We start from the raw sequence: 20,919 nt of genomic DNA on the forward strand, positions 1-20,919 counted from the left end.
GCAGCGGCCTATCCTTATCGGGGAGCGGTCTGATTCAGTGAATCGATATAGTGTTGCCACCCGCCCAGTTCGGTAATGTCGGTGGCGTCGTCGATGGCCCAGGGCTCGCAGATAAACCCTTTCACCCAGCGACCCTCCACGGTTTCCAGGCTGCCAATGCCCAGCGGGGCGGGGATCAGGCCGACAAAGCTGCCGAAGTGTTCGATGGGCATTTGCCACAGCTCAATGGGAATGCTGGTGCCGCCGTCCTTTTCATTGCGGATCAGGCCGGGCTTGGGTGGCACCGTGTTGGCCAGGGCGTAGAGGCGATAGCAGGGTGCGGTGTGAGTGGCTTCCAGCAGCACCGCGTCACGCTCGACCAGCTGACTGTTGAGTGGCATGCCGGTGAGGTGGGCGCCCACTACGGCCACGGTGATGGTGTTGTCATCGTTAATGGTGGTGGGTGTTTGCAGTGCGGGTAGATCCAGTCCGGTGGCGCCGGCCTGCCAGGGCTGGTGTTGTTGCCAGCGTTGTCCGAATTCGGCCAGGGCATGGTCGTGCCAGGCCGGGGCGATCAGGGTGAAGCCACCGGGCAGGCCGTCATCACGAAAGCCACCGGGTAATGCCAGAGCACACAGGTCCAGCAGATTGACGAAGTTGGTCCAGGTGCCCAGTTGGCTGTTCAGAGTGATGGGATCGTTGCGTACCGCGTAGCGGGTGTAGATGCCCGGCGCCGTGGGTAGCAGCAGAGCATCCACCTCGGCCAGCAGGGTGTCGGACTGTCGCTTGAGTTCGGCGAGCCGGTATTGGGCGCGGAAGCTGTCAACGGCGGTGAGTTGTGCGGCCGGTTCGAGGATGTCGCGAATAACCGGCAGCACCGCGTCCGGCTGCTTATGCAGCAGGGCTTCGGTGACGCTGAAACGTTCGGCGACCCAGGGGCCCTGATAGAGCAGGGCGGCAGCATCCTGCAGCACCATGGTGTCCACGGTAACCAGTTCGGCAATGCGGCTGAGGCTTTCCAGTTGCTGCTCCCAGAGCGCTTTCGCCTGGGTGTCACCGAACCAGGGCAGGTCTTTGGGGATGCCCAGTCGGGGGCGGGACGGAAGTCTGGTGCTTTGTCGAGACGGTGCCTGGCGACAGTAGGCATCGCCGCTATCGAACTGGCCGATGATGCGATAAACGGTCTGGGCGTCTTCCACGTTCAGCGCAAAGACGCTGACACAGTCCAGTGTTCGACAGGCTGGCACCACACCTTTGGTGCTGGCGGCACCGCGGGTGGGTTTCAGGCCCACGGTGTTGGTAAAGGCGGCGGGAATGCGTCCGGAGCCAGCGGTGTCGGTACCCAGGGAGAAGGGCACCAGCCCCAGGCTGACACTCACCGCAGAGCCGGAACTGGAGCCGCCGCTGAGGTAGTCAGGGTTGAACGGGTTGGGCACCTCACCATAAGGGGAGCGGGTGCCGACCAGGCCGGTGGCGAACTGATCCAGATTGGTTTTGCCCACCAGAATCGCGCCGGCCTCGCGCAGTAGTCTGACCACGGTGGCGTCTTCCTGCGGCGTGTAGGCAAAGGCGGGGCAGGCGGCGGTGGTGGCAATGCCGGCCACATCAATGTTGTCCTTCACCGCAAAGGGAACGCCATATAAAGGCAGATCCGGGTCGGTCAGGGCGTTGGCCTGGGCAAGCAGAGAGGACTCGTCCAGCAGGTGAATCCACAGGGCACGCTCGCTGTCGTGCAGCCGCGTTGCCAGTTGTTTCATGGCCTGTACCGGGGTGAGGTCACCGCTGCGGTAGGCCGCCTGCCATTGTTGAAGAGTCCAGCCAATCATTCGTTTGCACACCTGGTTGTACACAAGTTGGTATGCGGACTTGTGCAAAGGCGGTGCCAAGCCGATAAAAATATTTTAAGTGGCTGTTTTTACAAAAGTTAAATCTCTGATGGCTGACGTTATCGGCGGCAACCGTCAGGCTGGTATGCGCCACGCTGATGCAGTTGCGCCGTAAGAGTGCAAAAGGTTGCGTGGCGGCAAGTCGCTGCCATTGCCGGTAACGATGGCGGGAAAAGTGAGGTGCTATTTCCGCTTTTGGCCGTGTGTTGGCAGAGTGGATAAGGATGTCGGATCAAACAGGAGGCGTGCATGTCCTCGCGAGCTCTGGTTGTGGAAGGGGGCGCCATGCGCGGCATTTTTGCCGCCGGGGTGCTGGATGCCTTTCTGGAAAAAGATTACCGGGAATTCGATTTTGCGGTGGGGGTGTCCGCCGGTTCTACCAATCTGATTGGTTACCTGGCCGGTGATCATGGGCGCAGTCGGCACATCATTACCGATCACGCCTGCCGTGCAGAGTTCATCAACTGGCAACGCTTTATGAGTGGCGGTCATCTGTGTGACGTGCACTGGTTATGGCATCAATCCTTGCAGGATGTGCCGCTCAGCCTGGGTCGGCACTGGAAGTCGCAGACGCCGTTATGGGTGGTCACTACCTCGGTGGAAGATGGTGCGCCTCGTTACCATCAGGCGACGCCGGATAATCTGAATGAGATCATGACAGCGTCCTGCTCCATTCCTTTTGCCTACAGGCAATTCCCCACGGTGAACGGGCATCCCATGACCGATGGTGGTCTGGGCGATTCCATTCCGGTGCGTTGGGCCTATGAGCAGGGCGCCAGGGATATCACCGTGGTGCTGTCCCGGTATCAGGGATATCGCAAGAAACCCAGTGCGTTGACGCCGTTGCTGAAACCCTGGGTCAAGGATATGCCGGGGTTGTATGCGGGTATGCTCAAACGCTCGCAAGCCTACAATGACGCGCTGGAATTCATCGATAACCCGCCGGCGGATTGTCGGATAACCGTGATCGCTCCGGATCGGGGTTTTCCCGTGAACCGCTTGACCACCAATGGGCAGAAGCTGGAACAGGGCTATTGGCAAGGGCATCAAGCGGCGTCGGTGGCGCTGGGCGAGCAGCCATTAGAAGCGGTGGGCTAACTGGTCGGTTACGCCCTTCGGGCTAACCCACCCTACACCAGTCGGGTAAGGTCAGTGCACGCGCGGCGCTGCGGTCTCGAAACCCGGCGGCTTTCGATTATCAATTTTTAATTGCCTTCACAGCGCCAGGTCCACGCTTCCAGCTCAATGCGTTGAATCCCGCGATGATGATTATCCATCAGAAACACGCGCCGGTCTTTCAGGACTGCCCGGTTGCCATCGGCTTTCTTGACGGCCTTGAACAGTTTCTTTTTGGCGTTGTTTTCAATCCAGGCGTCACTGAAAAACAGCCCCTGGAGTTTGCCGCCGGTTTCTATGGTGACGGTATCGCCGGCCTGGCAGCCGCTGGGTGGAGTTTCCAGAAGATAGACCTTGTCGGCCTGGCTGCTTGAGGCCAGTAATAGCAGCGCGATACTGAGCAACCTGCGCATAGTGCTTCCTTTTTTGTTATTCGCCGCTGGCGCGGCGTGCTTTTTCCACGTTCTCCCGCAGATGTTGCGGGTTGATGGTGCCGGCAATAATACTGCCGACGCCAGCGGTGCCAAGGATCTTGTTCATGCTTTCCTGCACCGGGTCCTTCCCCTGGTTGTGCAGGTGGCCGCTGGCAAAGGCTTTCTTGATCAGGATGCCCTTGTTCCGAGCGGCGGCATGTTCGATCACCGGTAGCTCTTCATCATGGGTCAGGTTGTAGGTGACCATGGCCACGTCTGCCTGGTTGAGGGTGTCGATGCCGCCGGCAACGGTTTTGCTGGACATGCCGGTGGCGCGGATCAGGCCGGCCTTCTTCAGATCGTTCAGTGCATCCAGGGTGCCCATGTTGAGGACATCCAGATCGTTGCCATCGGAATGCACCAGCACGCAATCCAGGTAGTCGGTGTTGAGTCGCTTGAGGCTGCGTTCCACCGAGGTGCGCACATGCTCCGGGGAGAAATCGAAGTGGCTGTCGCCGCTATCGTTGTCGAATTCCTCGCCCACCTTGGTAACGATGACCCAGTGCTGGCGATCCTGCAGCAGTTGCCCCAGTCGCTCTTCGCTGCGGCCATAGGCCGGTGCCGTGTCGATCAGGTTCAGGCCCAGGTCCCGGGACTGGGCGATCAGTTCTATTACTGCCCGGTCATCGGGAATGGTGAAGGCGCCAGGATATTTCACCCCCTTGTCGCGGCCGATCTTCACCGTGCCCAGACCGAGAGCGCTGACGGTTAACCCTGTGTTGCCCAGCGGGCGCATGAAGGACATTAAGACTCCTGAAACATTCTCGCTGTAGGAGCGCCGCTTGAGGCGCGAATTGTACTTGGGAAAGCCGTCGCAAGCAGTTTCGCGCCTCAAGCGGCGCTCCTACAGAGGGTAATTAAAAACAGCGGTGCCAGTACGGCACACCCATGGGCGCCTGTTCCAGCTCTGCCGGTACCGTTAACGGTGCCCCCGGCTCCAGCCCGCTCTCTTCCACCAGTGCCATCACTCTGTCGCCCAGATCCGGGGCCAGGGTGAGTTTGGTGGGCCAGGCGACGATCAGGTTGTGATCGCGGTGGGCGTAGGCGTTGTCCGGTTTTACCAGCGCCTGTTGTTTCGGTTCGGCGCGGGTCACGTTGAGGACGGCGAACTCAGCCTGGCTGAAATCGAGCCAGGGAAACAGCTGCTTTATTTCGGCACGGCCGGCGGCCAGTTGTTCCTGATCGCTGCGTTCCACGCCGCGCTCGGCCAGTTCGCCGCCCAGATACCAGACCACCTTGCCATCCGGGCAGTCATGGGTGGTCACGGTGAGCACCGGCTTGTTGCTGGTGCCGACGCAGTGGGCGTAAAGGCGGTGGCCCAGGTCGTGTTTCACCAGCAACATTTTCAGCGGGCGTAACTGGCTGTGTTCCTCGGGCAGCAGATGGGCCTGGTGGGCGCCGTCCAGCAGTGCCGGGTTGCCATTGCCAGCGGACAGGATGGTCAGGGCCGGTTCGATACGCTGGCCATTGACGGTCACCGCATTCAGCCCTTTCTCTCCCCATTCCAGGGTATCGCGTCCCATATCGAAGGCCAGCAGGCGTTCACGCACCGGCGCGGCCAGGGCGTCGATCAGTGATTCGGTATTGATGACCAGGTCATCCAGCTTGTAGACATTGCCCTTGAAGGCTTTGTCCGCCAGGGCGGAAGGGAAATGGTCCCGCTTCAGTTTTTCGATGCGCCCGCGCAGCATCTTGCTGGCGAAGAAGTTGGTCATGCGCGAGGCCACCGAGCCACTGGACCACATGTGCTGGGTATCGCTGAGCACTTGCAGCTGGCGCAGGTCCACCGGATCGTCGCCGGCCATGGCGGCGCGCCACCGGTCCGGCATGGTGGCAATGGATTCCGATTCACTGGACAGGTTGCCGCTCAGGGCATACTTGAGGCCGCCGTGAATGATGCCCTGGCTGGCCAGGGTCTGGTCGCCGCCCAGGGTGTCGGTTTCCAGCAGCAGGCACTGGTAACCGGCAGCGTTGAGCCGGTTGATCAGCCACAGGCCGGCAATGCCACCGCCGAAGATCAGAATGTCGGGTTTCAGAGGGGAGTGATTCATGGCTCACCATCGGAGAAAGTTGCCGCTATGCTAGCATAGGCTGCGCTGCGGGCACGCAAGCAGGCAACAGGCATGACCCTGGTTTTCCTGTAGCGTGATGCAGGCAAGCAGTCCTTACATCGAGACAAGAGCGCCTATGCAAACCCTTTACTCCTTTCTTTGGTATTTGCTGCTTCCGTTACTGTTTTTGCGCCTGTGGCTGCGCGGTCGGCAGGCGCCGGCCTATCGTCAGCGGTGGAAGGAACGCATGGCCTGGGGATATCGCCCCGCCACCCTGAAAAACAGTATCTGGGTGCATGCGGTGTCGGTGGGGGAAACCCTGGCGGCGGTGCCGATGATCGAGCGGTTGCTGGCGGATTATCCGGATACGCCACTGCTGGTAACCACGACGACACCCACCGGTTCGGAGCGGGTGAAAGCCCTGTTCGGAGATCGGGTGACCCATGTGTATTGTCCCTGGGAATTGCCCACTGCGCTGAATCGCTTCCTGCGTGCCTTTGATCCAAAAACGGTGATCGTGCTGGAAACCGAACTGTGGCCGAACCTGTGTGCGGCGGTGAAACGTCACGGTGCCAAGCTGATGCTGATGAACGGGCGCTTGTCTGAGAAAAGCTATCGGGGCTACCGCAAGCTTCCCCGCCTGGTGCGACCGATGATGGCGCGCTTCGATGCCCTGGCGGTGCAGACGCCGGTGGAACGGGAGCGTTATATCGCCCTGGGTGCCTGGCCGGAACGGGTGCATGCCATCGGCAGTGTGAAATTCGACATGAGCCTGGACGATACGGTCCGGCAGGCGGCGGCGAGCTTGCGTGGGGAGATTGGCGAGCGCCCGGTGTGGATCGCTGCCAGTACTCACCCCGGCGAGGATGAGCCTGTACTGGAAGCCCACCAGGCATTGCTGCAAGTACTGCCCAATGCGCTGCTGGTGCTGGTGCCTCGGCATCCGGAACGGTTCGACAGCGTAGCGCAATTGATTCGCCAGCAGGGGCTCGAACTGGCCCGGCGCAGCAGGCAGGAGGCTATCGCTGCCGACACCCGGGTTTACCTGGCCGATACCATGGGCGAACTGCTTATGCTGTTCGGGGTCGCGGATGTGGCGTTTGTGGGTGGCTCGCTGGTGCCGGTGGGCGGACACAATTTGCTGGAGCCTGCCGGCTGGGGCAAGCCGGTCGTCACCGGGCCCCACCTGCACAATTTTACCGCCATCGCCGGACTGCTGGATGACGCCGACGCCCTGGCTCTGGTGGATAATGCGGATGCCCTGGCCATTGCCTTGCAGGCGCTGTTCCGTTATCCGGAACAACGCCAGCGTCAGGGGCAGGCGGCAGCGGCGGTGGTGGAAGCCAATCGTGGGGCGCTGGAGAAAGGGCTTGAACTGATTAGTGAACAGTTATAGATGGGGCTGTTGTAGGAGCCATGCTCGCATGGCGAACCCCTCGAAATGAGGTGAAAGCACCGCAAAGCGAGAAGGCGTATCCGATTCCTAAAGTGAGATTCGGGGAATGCTGCAACGCCTTTTCCTCGCTTGGGCTCGGTTCGCCATGCAAGCATGGCTCCTACATTGCTCTTTCAGTACCGCGCGTCCGGCACCAGCGCGTCGCTGCGGCCTTCCAGATCCGGCTGGTAGATGTTCAGGGTGTTGGTGTCCGAGAGCCACTGGTTGATGCCTGCCAGGTCTCCCTGCTGAAGGTCACCGGTGGTGGATTTCAGGGTCAGGGAGTTGATGATGTAGTCGTAGCGAGCATTGGCGTAGTCGCGTTCGGCGGCGAACAGCGCCTGCTGGGCGTTGAGCACGTCCACCACATTACGGGTACCTACCTCGTAACCGGATTGGGTGGCTTCCAGGGCTGAACGAGCGGAGCGGATGGCCTGCTTGCGGGCGCTTACGCGCAGGGCATCGGACTCCACTGTGCGGTAGGCGCTGCGGGACTGCTGAATGATATCGCGCAGGGCCTGCTGGTATTGGTAGACCGCAGCATCTGCACGCAGGGCGGCTTCTTTGCGACGGCTGTTGAGGCCACCGCCCTGAAACAGAGGCATGGTGACTTCTACCCCGATCTGTTTGGTGTCGCTGTCCGGGTTGACCCCGGTAGCAAAGCCTGTGGCGCTATTGTCTTCAGGGATGGAGTTGGCGTTCTGGTACTGGGCAACAAATTGAACCTGGGGAAGCTGGGCTCCCAACTGGCGTTTGGCCGTTTTTTCTGTCAGTTCGGAATTATACCGGGCGGCCAGAACCTGGGGGTTTTGGGACTGGGCCTTGTCGATCCAGTCATTCATGTCGGCCGGTTGCGGGCCTTTCATGGGCAGTTCGTCTTTGAGTTCAGAGAGGGTTTCCCAGCGTTGACCGCTCAGCGATTCAAGCTGATCGCGGGCGATGTCATATTGTTGCTGGGCGACAATCAGGTTCACCCGGGTCAAGTCATAGGTGGCCTGGGCTTCTTCCACATCGGTGGCGGGCACCAGTCCCACATCGAAACGTTCCTGGGTCTGTTCCAGTTGTCGGCCGATGGCTTTTTCTTCGGCCTTGGCGGAAACCAGGGTGTCCCAGGCGCGCAGGACACCGAAGTAGCCCTGGGCCACGCGCAGGACAAAATCCTGTCGGGCCTGTTGGAAATTGGCCTGGGCAATATCGGTGCTCGACTTGGCTTCTTTGTAGCCGTACCAGGCATCCATGCGGAACAATGGTTGCGTCAGTTGCACCGTGGTGGTCTCGGTGCCGAATTCTTGGGTGACGCCCAAGTCCTTCAATTCACGCTCTGTGTCATACCGGCCGTAAGTGGCGGAAACAGTGGGGAACAATGCCGCGCGGCCTTGCACCAGCAGTTGCTGGTCCGCGTCCCAGCTCATGCGGGCGGCTCGCCAGGTGCCGTCATAGCTCCAGGCGGCGTTGGCGATCTCGACCAGATCGGCGGCGTGGACGGAACTGGCCAGTGAGGTCAGCATGAGAACGAGGATCTTGGTTGGGCTGCGCTTCATTCTGGTGCACTCTTTCCTGGGTGAGTTTGGTCATTATAGTACTGGGTGGTACAGAAAATTGATACGGCTTCTGTCACACCAGTGTGGCGGTTGTTTGGCCGATAGGCGCTGGCGTATAGTGTCCGCCATCCCTGTCTTTTCCCATGTTTTCCGGAGGCCGACGTGCCAGACGATCAGCGCCCCATCACCGCTAATACGATTGATGAATCTTGCCAGCCTATCGCCGGCTCGCAAAAAATTTATGTTACCGGCTCTCGCCCGGACATTCGTGTCCCCATGCGAGAAATACACCAGAGTCCGACCCCGCTGGCGGACGGAAAGTTCGAGGATAACCCACCGGTTAGCGTCTACGATACGTCTGGCCCCTATACCGACCCGGATGTGACCATTGATGTGCGGCAGGGCCTGGCGCCAATCCGCATGAACTGGATTCAGGAAAGGGATGATACCGAGCAACTGGAGGGTTTGACCAGTGAATACGGGCAAAAGCGCGCCAAGGATCTGAAAACCGCCGGGTTGCGCTTTCAGCACACCCGCGTTCCGCGTCGTGCCAAAGCCGGCAAGAACGTCAGCCAGATGCACTATGCCCGCCAGGGCATCATTACCCCGGAAATGGAATTTATCGCCATCCGCGAGAATCAGCGGTTGCGTGAGCACCGGGAAGCGGGGCTGCCGATGGACCAGCATCCGGGGCAGGATTTTGGTGCCAGTATTCCGGCGGAGATCACCCCGGAATTTGTCCGTGACGAAGTGGCTCGGGGTCGGGCGGTGATTCCGGTGAATATCAACCATCCGGAAATCGAGCCGATGATCATCGGCCGTAACTTCCTCACCAAGATCAATGCCAACATTGGTAACTCGGCGGTGACCTCTTCCATTGAGGAAGAAGTGTCCAAAATGACCTGGGCTACCCGCTGGGGCGGCGATACGGTGATGGACCTGTCCACCGGCGACAATATCCACGAGACCCGCGAATGGATTCTGCGCAACTCACCGGTGCCCATCGGTACGGTGCCGATCTACCAGGCACTGGAGAAGGTCAACGGTGTGGCCGAAGACCTGACCTGGGAAATCTTCCGCGATACCCTGATTGAGCAGGCCGAGCAGGGGGTGAGCTACTTCACCATCCACGCCGGCGTACTGCTGCGCTACGTGCCGATGACCGCCAACCGGGTCACCGGTATTGTGTCTCGCGGTGGGTCGATCATGGCCAAGTGGTGCTTGGCGCACCATAAAGAGAGCTTCCTCTATACCCATTTCGAAGACATCTGCGAGATCATGAAGGCCTACGATGTGACCTTCAGTCTCGGTGATGGCCTGCGCCCCGGCTCCATTGCCGATGCCAACGATGAAGCCCAGTTCAGCGAACTGCGCACCCTGGGTGAACTCACCAAGATCGCCTGGAAGCACGACGTGCAGGTGATGATCGAAGGCCCAGGCCACGTGCCCATGCACATGATCAAGGCCAACATGGACGAGCAGCTGAAGCACTGTGGCGAAGCGCCGTTCTACACCCTGGGCCCGCTGACCATCGATATCTCTCCGGGCTATGATCACATTTCCAGCGCCATTGGCGCCGCCATGATCGGTTGGTACGGCACCGCCATGCTCTGCTATGTGACGCCGAAAGAGCACCTGGGTCTGCCCAACCGGGAAGACGTGAAGGAAGGCATCATCACCTACAAGATCGCCGCCCATGCGTCTGATCTGGCCAAGGGACATCCGGGCGCCCAGCTGCGCGACAATGCCCTGTCCAAGGCTCGCTTCGAATTCCGCTGGGAAGACCAGTTCAATCTGGGCCTGGACCCGGACCGTGCCCGGGAATTCCACGATGAAACCCTGCCCAAGCAGGCCCACAAGGTGGCGCATTTCTGCTCCATGTGCGGGCCCAAGTTCTGCTCCATGAAGATCAGCCAGGAAGTCCGTGAGATTTACGGCGATGGCAGGGAGCAGGTGGCGCAGGCGGACGCGGAAGCGGGCATGGAAGAGAAGTCCAAGGAGTTCCGTGAAAAGGGCAGCGCCCTTTACCATGAAGCCAATGAGTGATCTGAAGCCGCTGTTCGGCCCCGATGACGTGGAAGTGCTGGAACGGGATACACCGTTTCAGGGCTTCTTTCGTGTCGATACCCTGATCCTGAGGCACCGGCAGTACAACGGTGGCTGGGGCAAACCGGTGCGCCGGGAGCTGTTCGTGCGTCCGCAGGCGTCGGCGGTGCTGCCCTATGATCCGCGCCGGGGTGAAATCCTGCTGGTGGAGCAATTCCGTGTGGGCGCGCTGGAGTGGCGCCCGTCGCCCTGGTGCCTGGAGTTGATTGCCGGTATTGCCGACAAGGACGGGGAAAGTGCCGCCGACCTGATTCGCCGTGAAGCCATGGAGGAAGCGGGCATTACCCTGGGTGAGATGGAATCCATCGCTGCCTATATGCCCAGCCCCGGTGGCACCAATGAGCGGCTACAAGTATTTGTGGGTCATGCGGATCTGGCTGGTGCCGGCGGTATCTTCGGTTGCCCGGACGAGGGTGAGGATATTCGTGCCCTGACCGTGCCGGTGGCAGATATTCCCGAATTGCTGGAGTCCGGTCTGGTAGATAATGCAGCGTCACTGATTGCCCTGCAGTGGTTGCTGTTGCATCGTGCCCGGCTGGATGCAGCCTGGGACGGGGCATGAAACGCCGCGATCGCTACCAGCTGGATTTCCGGGCCTTGATGAGCCAGTGCGAGGAAAACTACGCCCGGATGCTGCCGCTGATGAAGGCCATGGGCGACCGCGACAGTATGGATGTGGAAGTGGGGCATACCCATCACTCCCACACCCTGCAACTGCGGGTGCTTGAGCGCTCCCCCTACACCACCACCGTGCGCCTGGAAGACCAGGAACTGCTGGATGTGCTACCGGCCTCACGCCTGACCGTGCGTCTGTATCACGATGCGCGCCTGGCGGAAGTCACCGAGGCGCGTCCCTTTCGGCGGGTCAATGCCCGTTATGCCTATCCCAATCGCCATATGCACCAGCGTGATGAAAAAGTGCAATGGAACCGTTTCCTCGCCGAGTGGCTACGTCATGTCCACGACCACGGTCGTGATGCCGGCAACGACTGGCGACAGCAGGTGACCGGTAATTCCTGAAGGTAGCTGTAAAGAATTGCTAACCATGTCCTGATCTTGGACGTCTTTCCTAGAAAAGTGCCATCATCTTGGTTATAAGTGATCAATGAGCGTTGAGGGAATGCTCGGGAGAGCATTCGGTGCCTCCCAAACGGGAATAATAAATCGAGGACGGGAGCGGGGATCTTGACGCAGCAGTTGCAGCCCCTTCGAGTGGTGCAGTTATCAGACTGCCATCTGTTTGCCGATACACAAGGCAAGCTGTTGGGCCTGAATACCCAGTTCAGTCTGGATAAGGTGTTGGAGCTGATCCGTGGTGAGCAGCCCAGCCCGGACCTGATTCTGGCCACCGGAGATCTGTCTCAGGATGCTTCCTTCGAGTCGTATCAGCGGCTGGAGCAGGCTCTTTCCGGCTTCCCTGCGCCGGTGTACTGGCTGGAAGGCAATCACGACAAGCCCGCCCCCATGCTCCAGGCCCTGGATTGCCATCGCGAGCGGATCAGTCCCTGTGTGCTGGAGATTGGTAACTGGACCATCATCATGCTCGACTCCACCATCCCCGGTGAAGTCCCTGGCGACCTGTTTGACGAAGACCTGAAATTTCTGGATGACGCTCTGGCCAACGCCCGAGGTGAACACCTGATGGTGTGTCTGCATCACCATCCGGTGCCGATGGAGTGTGCCTGGCTGGACACCCAGGTGGTGGGTAGTGCCGAGCAGTTTTTCGCCGTCATCGACCGCCACCCCCGTGTGCGCGCCATCATCTGGGGCCATGTGCACCAGGAATATGATGACCTGCGCAACGGCGTGCGCCTGCTGGCCGTGCCCAGCACCTGCGTGCAGTTCAAACCGAAAAGCGAAGACTTCGCCGTGGACGACAGCAACCCCGGCTATCGCTGGCTGGACCTGTACCCGGACGGCCGCATTGACACCGCCGTCAGCCGGGTGGAGGGGATTACCTTTGAGGTGGACTTCTCGGTAAAGGGCTACTGATTAATTGAAAATGGATAATTGATAACTAAAAACCTCGAATCCTGAATTGATAATGGACAACTTGTCCGGGGCCTGAGAGGCTCTTTCGTCATCAATTATCCATTCTCAATTATCAATTGGCTCTTCATCATGTCGGTTCCCGAAACCTCTCTCATCTACGTTCACGGCTTCAACAGCTCCCCAGCGTCCCACAAGGCGGGCCTGTTGCGAGAGGTGTTCGAACGCGCTGGCTGTCCTGAGCGGTTGCACGTGCCCGCGCTGCCGGTGGAGCCCAAGGCGGCCATGGCGGAGCTGGATGCGGTGATTGCCGGGGCCGGGCCGGTGGCGTTGCTGGGCTCATCCCTGGGGGGCTTCTATGCCACCTGGCTGGCTGAGCATCATGATTTGCAGGCGGTAATCGTAAATCCTGCCGTTCGACCCTGGCGACTACTGGACAAATACACAGGTATCCAGCATAACTATCACACTGGCGAGGCCTGGGAATTCAACCCGGCCTGGCTGGACGAGCTGAAGCGCTATGAAGTGCCGGCCATCAGCCAGCCGGAAAACCTGCTTCTGCTCACCCAGACCGGCGATGAAACCCTCGACTGGGAAGACGGCTGGGACTATTACGGGGACTGCCACCGCTATTGCGGCTTGGGTGGCAGCCACGGCTTTGATAACTTTGACGCCTTCATTCCGCTGATACTGCGGTTTTGTGGTATTGAAATACACGCCTGATGCCCGAGGCCAGACGCCAGACGCTTGATCCTGCCAAGCGTTCAGCGTCTGGCGTCATGCGTCTGGCGCTTCTGGAAACTCTATGGCCAATACGTATACGTCCGAAAATATTGAAGTGTTGTCGGGCCTCGACCCGGTGCGCAAGCGTCCGGGGATGTACACCGATACCTCCCGCCCCAACCACCTGGCCCAGGAAGTCATCGACAACTCGGTGGATGAAGCCCTGGCCGGTCATGCCAAATCCATCAAGGTCACCCTGCTGAAAGATGGTGGCGTGGAAGTGGAAGATGATGGCCGCGGCATGCCGGTGGACATGCATCCGGTGCAGAAGAAGCCCGGGGTGGAAGTGATCCTGTCCACGCTGCATTCCGGCGGCAAGTTCTCCAACAACAACTACCAATTCAGCGGTGGTCTCCATGGCGTAGGCGTGTCCGTCGTCAATGCCCTGTCCACCAAGCTGGAAATTCTGGTGAAGCGGGACGGCCAGCTGCACCGGATGGAATTCGGTGACGGCGAAAAACGCAGTGACCTGGAAGTGGTCGACACTGTCGGCAAACGCAACACCGGTACCATTCTGCGTTTCTGGCCCGACGCCAAGTATTTTGATTCACCGAAGATTTCCGTTTCCCGACTCAAGCATTTGCTGCGCGCCAAAGCGGTGTTGTGCCCGGGATTGCTGGTCTCCCTGGACAACCAGGTCAGCGGTGAAACGGATACCTGGCAATTCGCTGATGGTCTGATCGAATACCTGCTGGAATCCGGCCGTGGCTGGGAGCGGGTACCGGGTGAACCCTTCAATGGCGCCATGAGTGCGGAAACCGAAGCGGTGGACTGGGCGGTGATGTGGCTGCCGGAAGGCGGCGAGCTGGTGCAGGAATCCTACGTTAACCTGATTCCCACCCCCCAGGGCGGCACCCATGTAAACGGTCTTCGCTCTGGCTTGCTGGAAGCCATGCGCGAGTTCTGTGAATTCCGCAACCTGTTGCCCCGTGGCGTCAAACTGACCCCGGAAGATATCTGGGACCGGGTTGCCTATGTGCTCAGCGTCAAGATGCAGGACCCGCAGTTCGCCGGCCAGACCAAGGAGCGTCTCAGCTCCCGGCAGACCGCCGCGTTCGTGTCTGGTGTGGTCAAGGATGCCTTCTCCCTGTGGTTGAATCAGCACACCGACGAGGCAGAGAAGCTGGCGGACCTGTGCATCAACAACGCCCAGAAGCGTCTGCGCGCTGCCAAGAAAGTCACCCGCAAGAAAGTCACCAGTGGCCCGGCATTGCCCGGCAAATTGGCCGACTGTACCAGCGATGATCCTTCCCAGAGTGAAATCTTCCTGGTGGAAGGGGACTCGGCGGGCGGTTCTGCCAAGCAGGCCAGGGACCGGGTCTACCAGGCCATCATGCCTCTGCGCGGCAAGATCATGAACACCTGGGAAGTGGACTCCGCCGAAGTGCTGGGCAGCCAGGAAATTCACGATATCGCCGTGGCACTGGGTATTGAACCGGGCAGCGATGATCTGAGCGCCCTGCGTTACGGCAAGGTGTGCATCCTTGCCGATGCGGATTCCGACGGCCTGCATATCGCCACCCTGATCTGTGCTCTGTTCCTGCGCCACTTCCCGGCACTGGTGAAAAACGGCCATGTGTTTGTGGCCATGCCACCGCTGTACCGCATCGACGTGGGCAAGGAGGTTTACTATGCCCTGGACAAGGAAGAGCGTGCAGGCGTGCTGGACCGTATCAAGGCGGAAAAGAAGCGCGGCAAGGTCAACGTCACCCGCTTCAAGGGCCTGGGTGAAATGAACCCGCTGCAATTGCGTGAAACCACCATGGCGCGAGATACCCGCCGACTGGTGCGCCTGGATGTGACCGGCGGCGACGACACCCACCAGCTTATGGATATGTTGCTGAGCAAGAAGCGCGCCTCCGATCGCAAAATCTGGCTGGAAGAGAAAGGTAATCTGGCGGAGATTTGAGTGGCAAGTTGAAAGCTTCAAGTTGCAAGGCGCGGAACAAAACGTACAAGCCGGCAAGGTCGTGCACGCGAACCATCGTTAATGGCCAGCGCGAAACGCACACCGTCCAGCGAACAACGACACGGCCTCGCGTTGTAACTTTCAACTTGAAACTTGCAACTCCTTGCGCCGAAAAGAATGTATGGCCTATCGGCACTTACCGGTGCTGGGTAAATAAGAAGGCATTGAACAAATGGCTGATGAATTTGAAAGTCTTCCCCTAAGGGAATACACCGAAAAAGCGTACCTGGATTATTCCATGTACGTGATTCTTGATCGGGCCTTGCCCAATATTGGTGACGGTCTGAAACCGGTGCAGCGGCGTATTGTTTACGCCATGAGTGAGCTGGGGCTGAAGGCAACCTCCAAGTACAAGAAATCCGCACGTACCGTAGGTGACGTACTGGGTAAATATCACCCCCATGGTGACTCTGCCTGTTACGAGGCCATGGTGCTGATGGCGCAGCCATTCAGTTACCGCTATCCGCTGGTGGATGGTCAGGGTAACTGGGGGAGTGCAGATGACCCGAAGTCGTTTGCTGCCATGCGTTATACCGAATCCAAGCTGGCTCCTTATGCGGAAGTGCTGCTTGCCGAGCTGGGCCAGGGCACGGTGGAATGGGTGCCCAACTTTGACGGCACCATGGACGAGCCCAAGCTGCTGCCGGCGCGTTTGCCCAATGTGTTGCTCAACGGCACTACCGGTATCGCGGTAGGCATGAGCACCGATATTCCGCCGCACAACCTGCGTGAAGTGGCCAACGCCTGTATTCATCTTCTCAAGGACCCGGGTGCGTCACTGGACGACCTGATGCAGTACATCAAGGGGCCGGACTTCCCCACCGAGGGGGAGGTGATTACTTCCCAGAACGACATCATCCGCATGTATGCGGAAGGGAAGGGGTCGCTCAAGCAGCGTGCCGTGTATGAGCGCGAGGAAGGTGACATCGTTGTGACTGCCTTGCCCTACCAGGTGTCCGGCGCCAAGGTGCTGGAACAGATCGCCGACCAGATGCAGAAGAAAAAGCTGCCCATGGTCAGTGATCTGCGCGACGAATCGGATCACGAAAACCCCACGCGTCTGGTGATTACGCCGCGTTCCAACCGGGTGGATACTGCCCAGTTGATGAGCCATCTGTTTGCCACCACGGATCTGGAAAAAAATTATCGGGTGAACCTGAACATGATCGGCATTGATGGCCGGCCGCAGGTAAAAAGCCTGGATATGATTCTCAACGAGTGGCTGCAGTTCCGCATGGTCACCGTGCGCCGGCGTCTGCAGCACCGTCTCGACAAGGTGCTGGAACGTCTGCACATCCTGGAAGGTCTGCTGGTAGCCTTCCTTAATATCGATGAAGTGATTCATATCATCCGCACCGAAGACGCACCCAAACCGGTACTGATGGAGCGCTTCGGGATTTCCGATCGCCAGGCAGAAGCCATTCTCGACTTGAAGCTGCGCAATTTGGCCAAGCTTGAAGAAATGAAGATCCGTGGCGAGCAGGACGAGCTCAACGAAGAGCGTGAGTACCTGGAAACCACTCTGGGCTCCATGGCGAAAATGAAAAAACTGGTGGCCAAGGAACTGCAGGAAGACGCCGACAAGTACGGCGACGACCGTCGTTCGCCGCTGGTAGAGCGTGATGCAGCTTCCGCTCTGGATGAAACCGATCTGGTCAGCGCCGATCCGGTGACCGTGGTGCTGTCCGAGAAGGGCTGGGTGCGTTCTGCCAAGGGCCATGAGGTCGATGTGGCCGGCCTCAGCTATAAGGCTGGGGACAAGTACAAGGCCTCGGCCCAGGGCAAGTCCAATCAGCCGGTGTGCTTTATCGACAGCACCGGTCGCAGTTATTCCCTGCCGGCCCATACCCTGCCCAGTGCCCGTGGTCAGGGCGAGCCCCTGTCCGGTCGGGTCAGTCCTCCGTCCGGGGCCAGCTTCATGGCAGCGGTGATGGGCAAGGACAAGGATGCCTATCTGATGAGCACCGATGCCGGTTACGGTTTCGTGGTGCGCTACGGGGATCTGCTGGCCAACAAGAAGGCGGGCAAGACGGTGCTGTCGGTACCCAAGGGGGCCAAGGTTCTGCCGCCGAAACCGATTGCCTCCACCGACGATGATCTGATTGCGCTGGTTTCCAACGAGGGCCGTCTGCTGGTGTTCCCGGTGAAGGAATTGCCAGAAATGGCACGGGGCAAGGGCAACAAGATGATGTCCATCCCTGGCGCGCGGGTGGCGGATCGGGTTGAGTTTGTGCAGGACATGCAGGTGCTGGGGCCGCAGGATGCGCTCACCATCCATGCCGGCAAACGTCATTTGACTCTCAAGGCCAGCGATCTGGAGCACTACTACGGGGAGCGGGGCCGCCGTGGCGCCAAGTTGCCACGTGGATTCCAGAATGTGGACCAGATGGCCGTGGAGCGTAAAGGCGAGTAGCGCTTTTTACCGGTGAACAAAAAGCGGCACGCTCAACAGCGTGCCGTTTTTTTGTGTCCCGGTTATCGACAGTCTCAAGCTGTCGACAACCGGGACGGGTACACAGACTTGCGTGATGGCGAGAACCGGGTTTAATACACTCTCTGAGAGGAAAAAGAGTAGGAGCATCGTCATGGCTGCCACGATCACGGGCGTTATCACCGCACTATTATTGCTGCTCAATACTCTGATACTGATTGGCCCCATGATGCTGGTGGCGCTACTCAAGGTGATCCTGCCAGGTTCGCGAGCCCGCCAGGTCTGCTCCTCTGTCGTCATGGCTATCGCTGAAACCTGGGCCGAGATCTGCAAGGCCATCTTTGCGTTGATGACACCCACCCAGTGGGAGATACGTGGCGTGGAGGATTTGCGCGGTGACACCTCCTATCTGGTGATCAGCAACCATCAGTCCTGGGTGGATATCCCCGCGCTGATTCAGGCGTTCAATCGCAAGACGCCTTACTTCAAGTTCTTCCTCAAGAAAGAACTGATCTGGGTGCCGTTTCTGGGGCTGGCATTCTGGGCGTTGGATTACCCTTTCATGAAGCGCTACAGCAAAGCGTTTCTGGAGAAGTACCCCCACCTCAAAGGCAAGGATCTGGAGATCACCCGGCAGGCCTGTGAGAAATTTCAGGGCATACCGGTGACAGTGGTGAACTTTCTCGAAGGTACCCGCTTTACTGCCGCCAAACATGATAACCAGCAGTCTCCCTACCGGCATCTTCTCAAGCCCAAGGCCGGTGGTGTGGCTTTTGTACTGGCGGCTCTGGGTGACAATCTGGATGCCATACTGGATGTGACCATCCTGTACCCGGAAGGGGCGCCGCCGGGCTTCTGGGATTTGTTGTGTGGCCAAGTGGATCGGGTCGTGGTGGATGTACAGACCCGCCCCCTGAAGCCGGCGCTATGGCGTAGCGATTATCAGGAAGACCCGGTTTTTCGGGCGGAAATGCAGCAGTGGGTCAGTGATCTGTGGGCGCAGAAGGACGCGCGACTGGTACAGATGGCCGAACAGGAAAACCAGGGCAGCGCACAGCCGGCAAAGCGCGCCGGCCGCGACTAATCAGGTTCAACAGGAAAAGGCATTGTCCCTGCCTTCGCCGAGGCCAGAGGCAATGCCTGGTCCGTGACAAGCCACTAGAAACTCAGTGACGCCGCCAGATAGGGGCCGCCCATATCCAGATCCGCATCCAGATCGCTGACATCATCCAGCTCCAGGTCCATGTGCTTGTAGCCCAGCTCGACGCCAAGCAGGAAATCCGAGCGCCAGCCGATGCGAGCGGTCAGATCCCGCAAGGTGTTGCCGTCGTAGCTGATCGTATCGATCTCGCCGCCGACATAGACGCCAGGCACCGGCAGGTTGAGTCGGCCAGAGGCATGCAGCATGGGCAGGGTTTCATCGAAGTTCTTGGTGGTGCTGACCAGCAGGTTGTCCAGGCTGATGCTGCCCTCGATCTTGCGGACGGTCACCCCCAGATTCACTTTCAGGGCATTATCCAGCGGCGTGTAGTAGAGCGTGCCGTCGAGGATATCCAGATCGATATCGGTTGCGACCTCGGTGGTAGCCAAAAATGTCCGGCCATTGAAGGTAATGTTGCGTTGCAGGCGATTACTGGCGTCATCTGAGAGATCCAGGCTGCGCACCCGCACATTGGGAATCAACGGTACGGCATGTTCCACGCCGAGATAGAGTACCTGCTGGTTGGCTTCATCAAAGCCCAGATCATCCTGCATGCGGATATCTTCACCACCGGAGGCCACTGTGCCCTCAAACTCGGTGTCCCAGCTATAACCGCCGCCATAAACGGCAATACCTGGTGCAGACCAGGCCAGGGGGGCGGCCAGTAAACCGGCTGCCAGGAGACTGATGCGTTTCATGGAAACTCCTGCTAGTGAGTGAAAGGTCAGTATTGCAGGTCTACAAGGGTGTCACCAAGTCCACAGGGATTCTGGTACCATGCCCACAACAATGACGATTCATTCGCCGGGGCTCGGCAGGTTAGGCCCTGCTCCTGCTGACAGTGACCTATGTTTCTAGATGAAATGCCCGGGACGTTCCGCTACCCGGCACCGGAAGATGCACAAGACAAAGGCCTGCTGGCGGATATCCAGCGCAAGGGATGGCACCATTTTGCGGTGGCCGGTGGCGATGGTCAGCCTGGTTTCACGTTCAGTGTTGGGCATTTCCTCAATCTGAATCACCCGGAACTGATCGTGCTGGGGCTCAAGGATTCCCTGGCGAGCCGCCTGCTGGACAGTGCCGCCGTGCGGATTCGTGGTCTGAACAAGCCCTATCAGCCATATCGCCTGTATAACGATATCGCCGATGGCCTGGAAGTCATGTTTCTGCCGGTGGCCTTCCCGCATTACAAGGAATACCTGGGCTTCGCCAACTGGTTCTACCAGAGCCTGCCTGCGCCGTACCCGGCACTGCAGATGGTGTGGCCCGATACCAAGGGCGTGTTCCCCTGGCAGCCTGGCTACGATGCCCGGTTCCACCGTGCCCAGCCGCTGCTGGGGGTGCCGCCTGCGTCCCCGTTAACCCAGAATCGCCGTTGAGTTCGGAGAGCAAGATGGCCAATTCCCTGCAAGAACAATTGATGAAAGCCGGTCTGGCGGACCAGAAGAAGGCCCGTCGCGCCAAGCAACAAAAACGCCAGGAAGCCAACCAGGCCAAGCGTGGCGAGATTGAGCTGGAGGACCCGGCCGAGCGGGCCCGACGCCAGCGCGAGGAAAAGGCCGAATCGGATCGCCAGCGTGAAGCCGCCCGCAAGGCGGAGCGCGAGAAAAAGGAAATCGCCGCCCAGATCAAACAGATGATCGAACAGAGTCGTCTGGATCGACAGCGTGGCGATGTGGCCTACCAGTTTGTGCAGGACAAGAAGATCAAGAAGGCCTGGGTCACCGCCAAGCAACAGGCTCAGCTTGAGCGTGGCCAGATCGCCATTGTGGCCCTGGGCGACGGCTATGAGCTGGTGCCCACGGTAGTGGCAGAAAAGATTCGCCAGCGTGAGGAGTCTGCGGTACTGCTGCTGAACGAGCGAGGCAATAACGCCGTGGACGAGGATGACCCCTACAAGGACTTCCCGATCCCCGACGACCTGATGTGGTAGCGCGCGCAGCGCCAGCTACGAGCTAC

At 59.4% G+C, this 20,919-nt stretch carries 18 protein-coding genes; 12 read left to right on the plus strand and 6 right to left on the minus strand.

Annotation, left to right across the window (positions count from 1 at the left end; all coding sequences use genetic code 11):
• Positions 1 to 14: 14 nt before the first annotated feature.
• Positions 15 to 1,805, minus strand: coding sequence for an allophanate hydrolase (atzF, locus tag ACMG4M_RS02880; RefSeq protein ID WP_414430691.1), 1,791 nt, complete (start codon positions 1,803 to 1,805; stop codon positions 15 to 17).
• Positions 1,806 to 2,114: 309 nt separating this feature from the next.
• On the opposite strand from atzF, the gene ACMG4M_RS02885 reads away from it, so the two are divergent.
• Entirely contained in the window at positions 2,115 to 2,963 is an 849-nt protein-coding gene (locus ACMG4M_RS02885; protein ID WP_414430692.1) for a patatin-like phospholipase family protein, read from the plus strand.
• Positions 2,964 to 3,070: 107 nt separating this feature from the next.
• On the opposite strand, the gene ACMG4M_RS02890 is transcribed toward ACMG4M_RS02885, so the two are convergent.
• The 3 genes from ACMG4M_RS02890 to ACMG4M_RS02900 all read right to left on the minus strand — a co-directional run bounded on the left by ACMG4M_RS02890 (position 3,071) and on the right by ACMG4M_RS02900 (position 5,505).
• Positions 3,071 to 3,394: a hypothetical protein gene (locus ACMG4M_RS02890; protein WP_272997048.1), complete on the minus strand. Its 324-nt coding sequence runs from the start codon at positions 3,392 to 3,394 to the stop codon at positions 3,071 to 3,073.
• A 16-nt stretch (positions 3,395 to 3,410) separates the two neighbouring features.
• The gene (locus ACMG4M_RS02895; RefSeq protein WP_272997049.1) at positions 3,411 to 4,199 is read right to left on the minus strand and encodes an aldo/keto reductase; all 789 of its coding nucleotides are present in this window, start codon (positions 4,197 to 4,199) and stop codon (positions 3,411 to 3,413) included.
• A 112-nt stretch (positions 4,200 to 4,311) separates the two neighbouring features.
• The gene (locus ACMG4M_RS02900) at positions 4,312 to 5,505 is read right to left on the minus strand and encodes an FAD-dependent oxidoreductase (RefSeq protein WP_414430693.1); all 1,194 of its coding nucleotides are present in this window, start codon (positions 5,503 to 5,505) and stop codon (positions 4,312 to 4,314) included.
• A gap of 136 nt (positions 5,506 to 5,641) precedes the next feature.
• On the opposite strand from ACMG4M_RS02900, the gene waaA reads away from it, so the two are divergent.
• Positions 5,642 to 6,901, plus strand: a complete 1,260-nt coding sequence (gene waaA, locus ACMG4M_RS02905; RefSeq protein WP_273009111.1) for a lipid IV(A) 3-deoxy-D-manno-octulosonic acid transferase — start codon at positions 5,642 to 5,644, stop codon at positions 6,899 to 6,901.
• Positions 6,902 to 7,074: 173 nt separating this feature from the next.
• Here the strand turns inward: waaA and ACMG4M_RS02910 are convergent, their stop codons facing one another.
• The gene (locus ACMG4M_RS02910; protein WP_035250480.1) at positions 7,075 to 8,481 is read right to left on the minus strand and encodes a TolC family outer membrane protein; all 1,407 of its coding nucleotides are present in this window, start codon (positions 8,479 to 8,481) and stop codon (positions 7,075 to 7,077) included.
• A gap of 162 nt (positions 8,482 to 8,643) precedes the next feature.
• Between ACMG4M_RS02910 and thiC the strand changes: the two genes are divergently transcribed.
• The 8 genes from thiC to ACMG4M_RS02950 all read left to right on the plus strand — a co-directional run bounded on the left by thiC (position 8,644) and on the right by ACMG4M_RS02950 (position 18,843).
• Positions 8,644 to 10,527, plus strand: coding sequence for a phosphomethylpyrimidine synthase ThiC (gene thiC / locus ACMG4M_RS02915; RefSeq protein ID WP_035250482.1), 1,884 nt, complete (start codon positions 8,644 to 8,646; stop codon positions 10,525 to 10,527).
• Positions 10,520 to 11,149 carry an NUDIX domain-containing protein gene (locus tag ACMG4M_RS02920; protein WP_349380158.1) on the plus strand — a complete coding sequence of 210 codons (630 nt, stop codon included), beginning with the start codon at positions 10,520 to 10,522 and terminating at the stop codon, positions 11,147 to 11,149. Before thiC ends, ACMG4M_RS02920 begins: the two co-directional genes overlap by 8 nt.
• Positions 11,146 to 11,607, plus strand: a complete 462-nt coding sequence (locus tag ACMG4M_RS02925) for a DUF1249 domain-containing protein (RefSeq protein ID WP_349380159.1) — start codon at positions 11,146 to 11,148, stop codon at positions 11,605 to 11,607. The genes ACMG4M_RS02920 and ACMG4M_RS02925 overlap by 4 nt, the downstream gene beginning before the upstream one ends.
• A 165-nt stretch (positions 11,608 to 11,772) precedes the next feature.
• Positions 11,773 to 12,579: a 3',5'-cyclic-AMP phosphodiesterase gene (gene cpdA / locus ACMG4M_RS02930; RefSeq protein ID WP_035250488.1), complete on the plus strand. Its 807-nt coding sequence runs from the start codon at positions 11,773 to 11,775 to the stop codon at positions 12,577 to 12,579.
• A gap of 129 nt (positions 12,580 to 12,708) precedes the next feature.
• Positions 12,709 to 13,299 carry a YqiA/YcfP family alpha/beta fold hydrolase gene (locus tag ACMG4M_RS02935; protein WP_035250489.1) on the plus strand — a complete coding sequence of 197 codons (591 nt, stop codon included), beginning with the start codon at positions 12,709 to 12,711 and terminating at the stop codon, positions 13,297 to 13,299.
• An 82-nt stretch (positions 13,300 to 13,381) separates the two neighbouring features.
• Complete coding sequence (parE, locus tag ACMG4M_RS02940) at positions 13,382 to 15,268, plus strand: DNA topoisomerase IV subunit B (protein WP_272980342.1); 1,887 nt, start codon at positions 13,382 to 13,384, stop codon at positions 15,266 to 15,268.
• 232 nt (positions 15,269 to 15,500) lie between these two features.
• Positions 15,501 to 17,741 carry a DNA topoisomerase IV subunit A gene (gene parC / locus ACMG4M_RS02945; protein ID WP_035250492.1) on the plus strand — a complete coding sequence of 747 codons (2,241 nt, stop codon included), beginning with the start codon at positions 15,501 to 15,503 and terminating at the stop codon, positions 17,739 to 17,741.
• Between the two features lie 172 nt (positions 17,742 to 17,913).
• Positions 17,914 to 18,843 carry an acyltransferase gene (locus tag ACMG4M_RS02950; protein WP_297766048.1) on the plus strand — a complete coding sequence of 310 codons (930 nt, stop codon included), beginning with the start codon at positions 17,914 to 17,916 and terminating at the stop codon, positions 18,841 to 18,843.
• Between the two features lie 74 nt (positions 18,844 to 18,917).
• On the opposite strand, the gene ACMG4M_RS02955 is transcribed toward ACMG4M_RS02950, so the two are convergent.
• On the minus strand, positions 18,918 to 19,658 hold the full coding sequence (locus tag ACMG4M_RS02955; protein WP_414430694.1) for a TIGR04219 family outer membrane beta-barrel protein: 741 nt from the start codon (positions 19,656 to 19,658) through the stop codon (positions 18,918 to 18,920).
• 150 nt (positions 19,659 to 19,808) lie between these two features.
• Here ACMG4M_RS02955 and ACMG4M_RS02960 point away from each other — a divergent pair, with 150 nt between their 5' ends.
• Positions 19,809 to 20,339, plus strand: a complete 531-nt coding sequence (locus ACMG4M_RS02960) for a DUF4262 domain-containing protein (RefSeq protein ID WP_414430695.1) — start codon at positions 19,809 to 19,811, stop codon at positions 20,337 to 20,339.
• Positions 20,340 to 20,353: 14 nt separating this feature from the next.
• Positions 20,354 to 20,893 carry a DUF2058 domain-containing protein gene (locus tag ACMG4M_RS02965; protein WP_035250499.1) on the plus strand — a complete coding sequence of 180 codons (540 nt, stop codon included), beginning with the start codon at positions 20,354 to 20,356 and terminating at the stop codon, positions 20,891 to 20,893.
• Positions 20,894 to 20,919: the final 26 nt, after the last annotated feature.

The sequence above is a fragment of the Alcanivorax sp. IL3 genome (assembly GCF_047495465.1).
Taxonomy (GTDB): Bacteria; Pseudomonadota; Gammaproteobacteria; order Pseudomonadales; family Alcanivoracaceae; genus Alcanivorax; species Alcanivorax jadensis.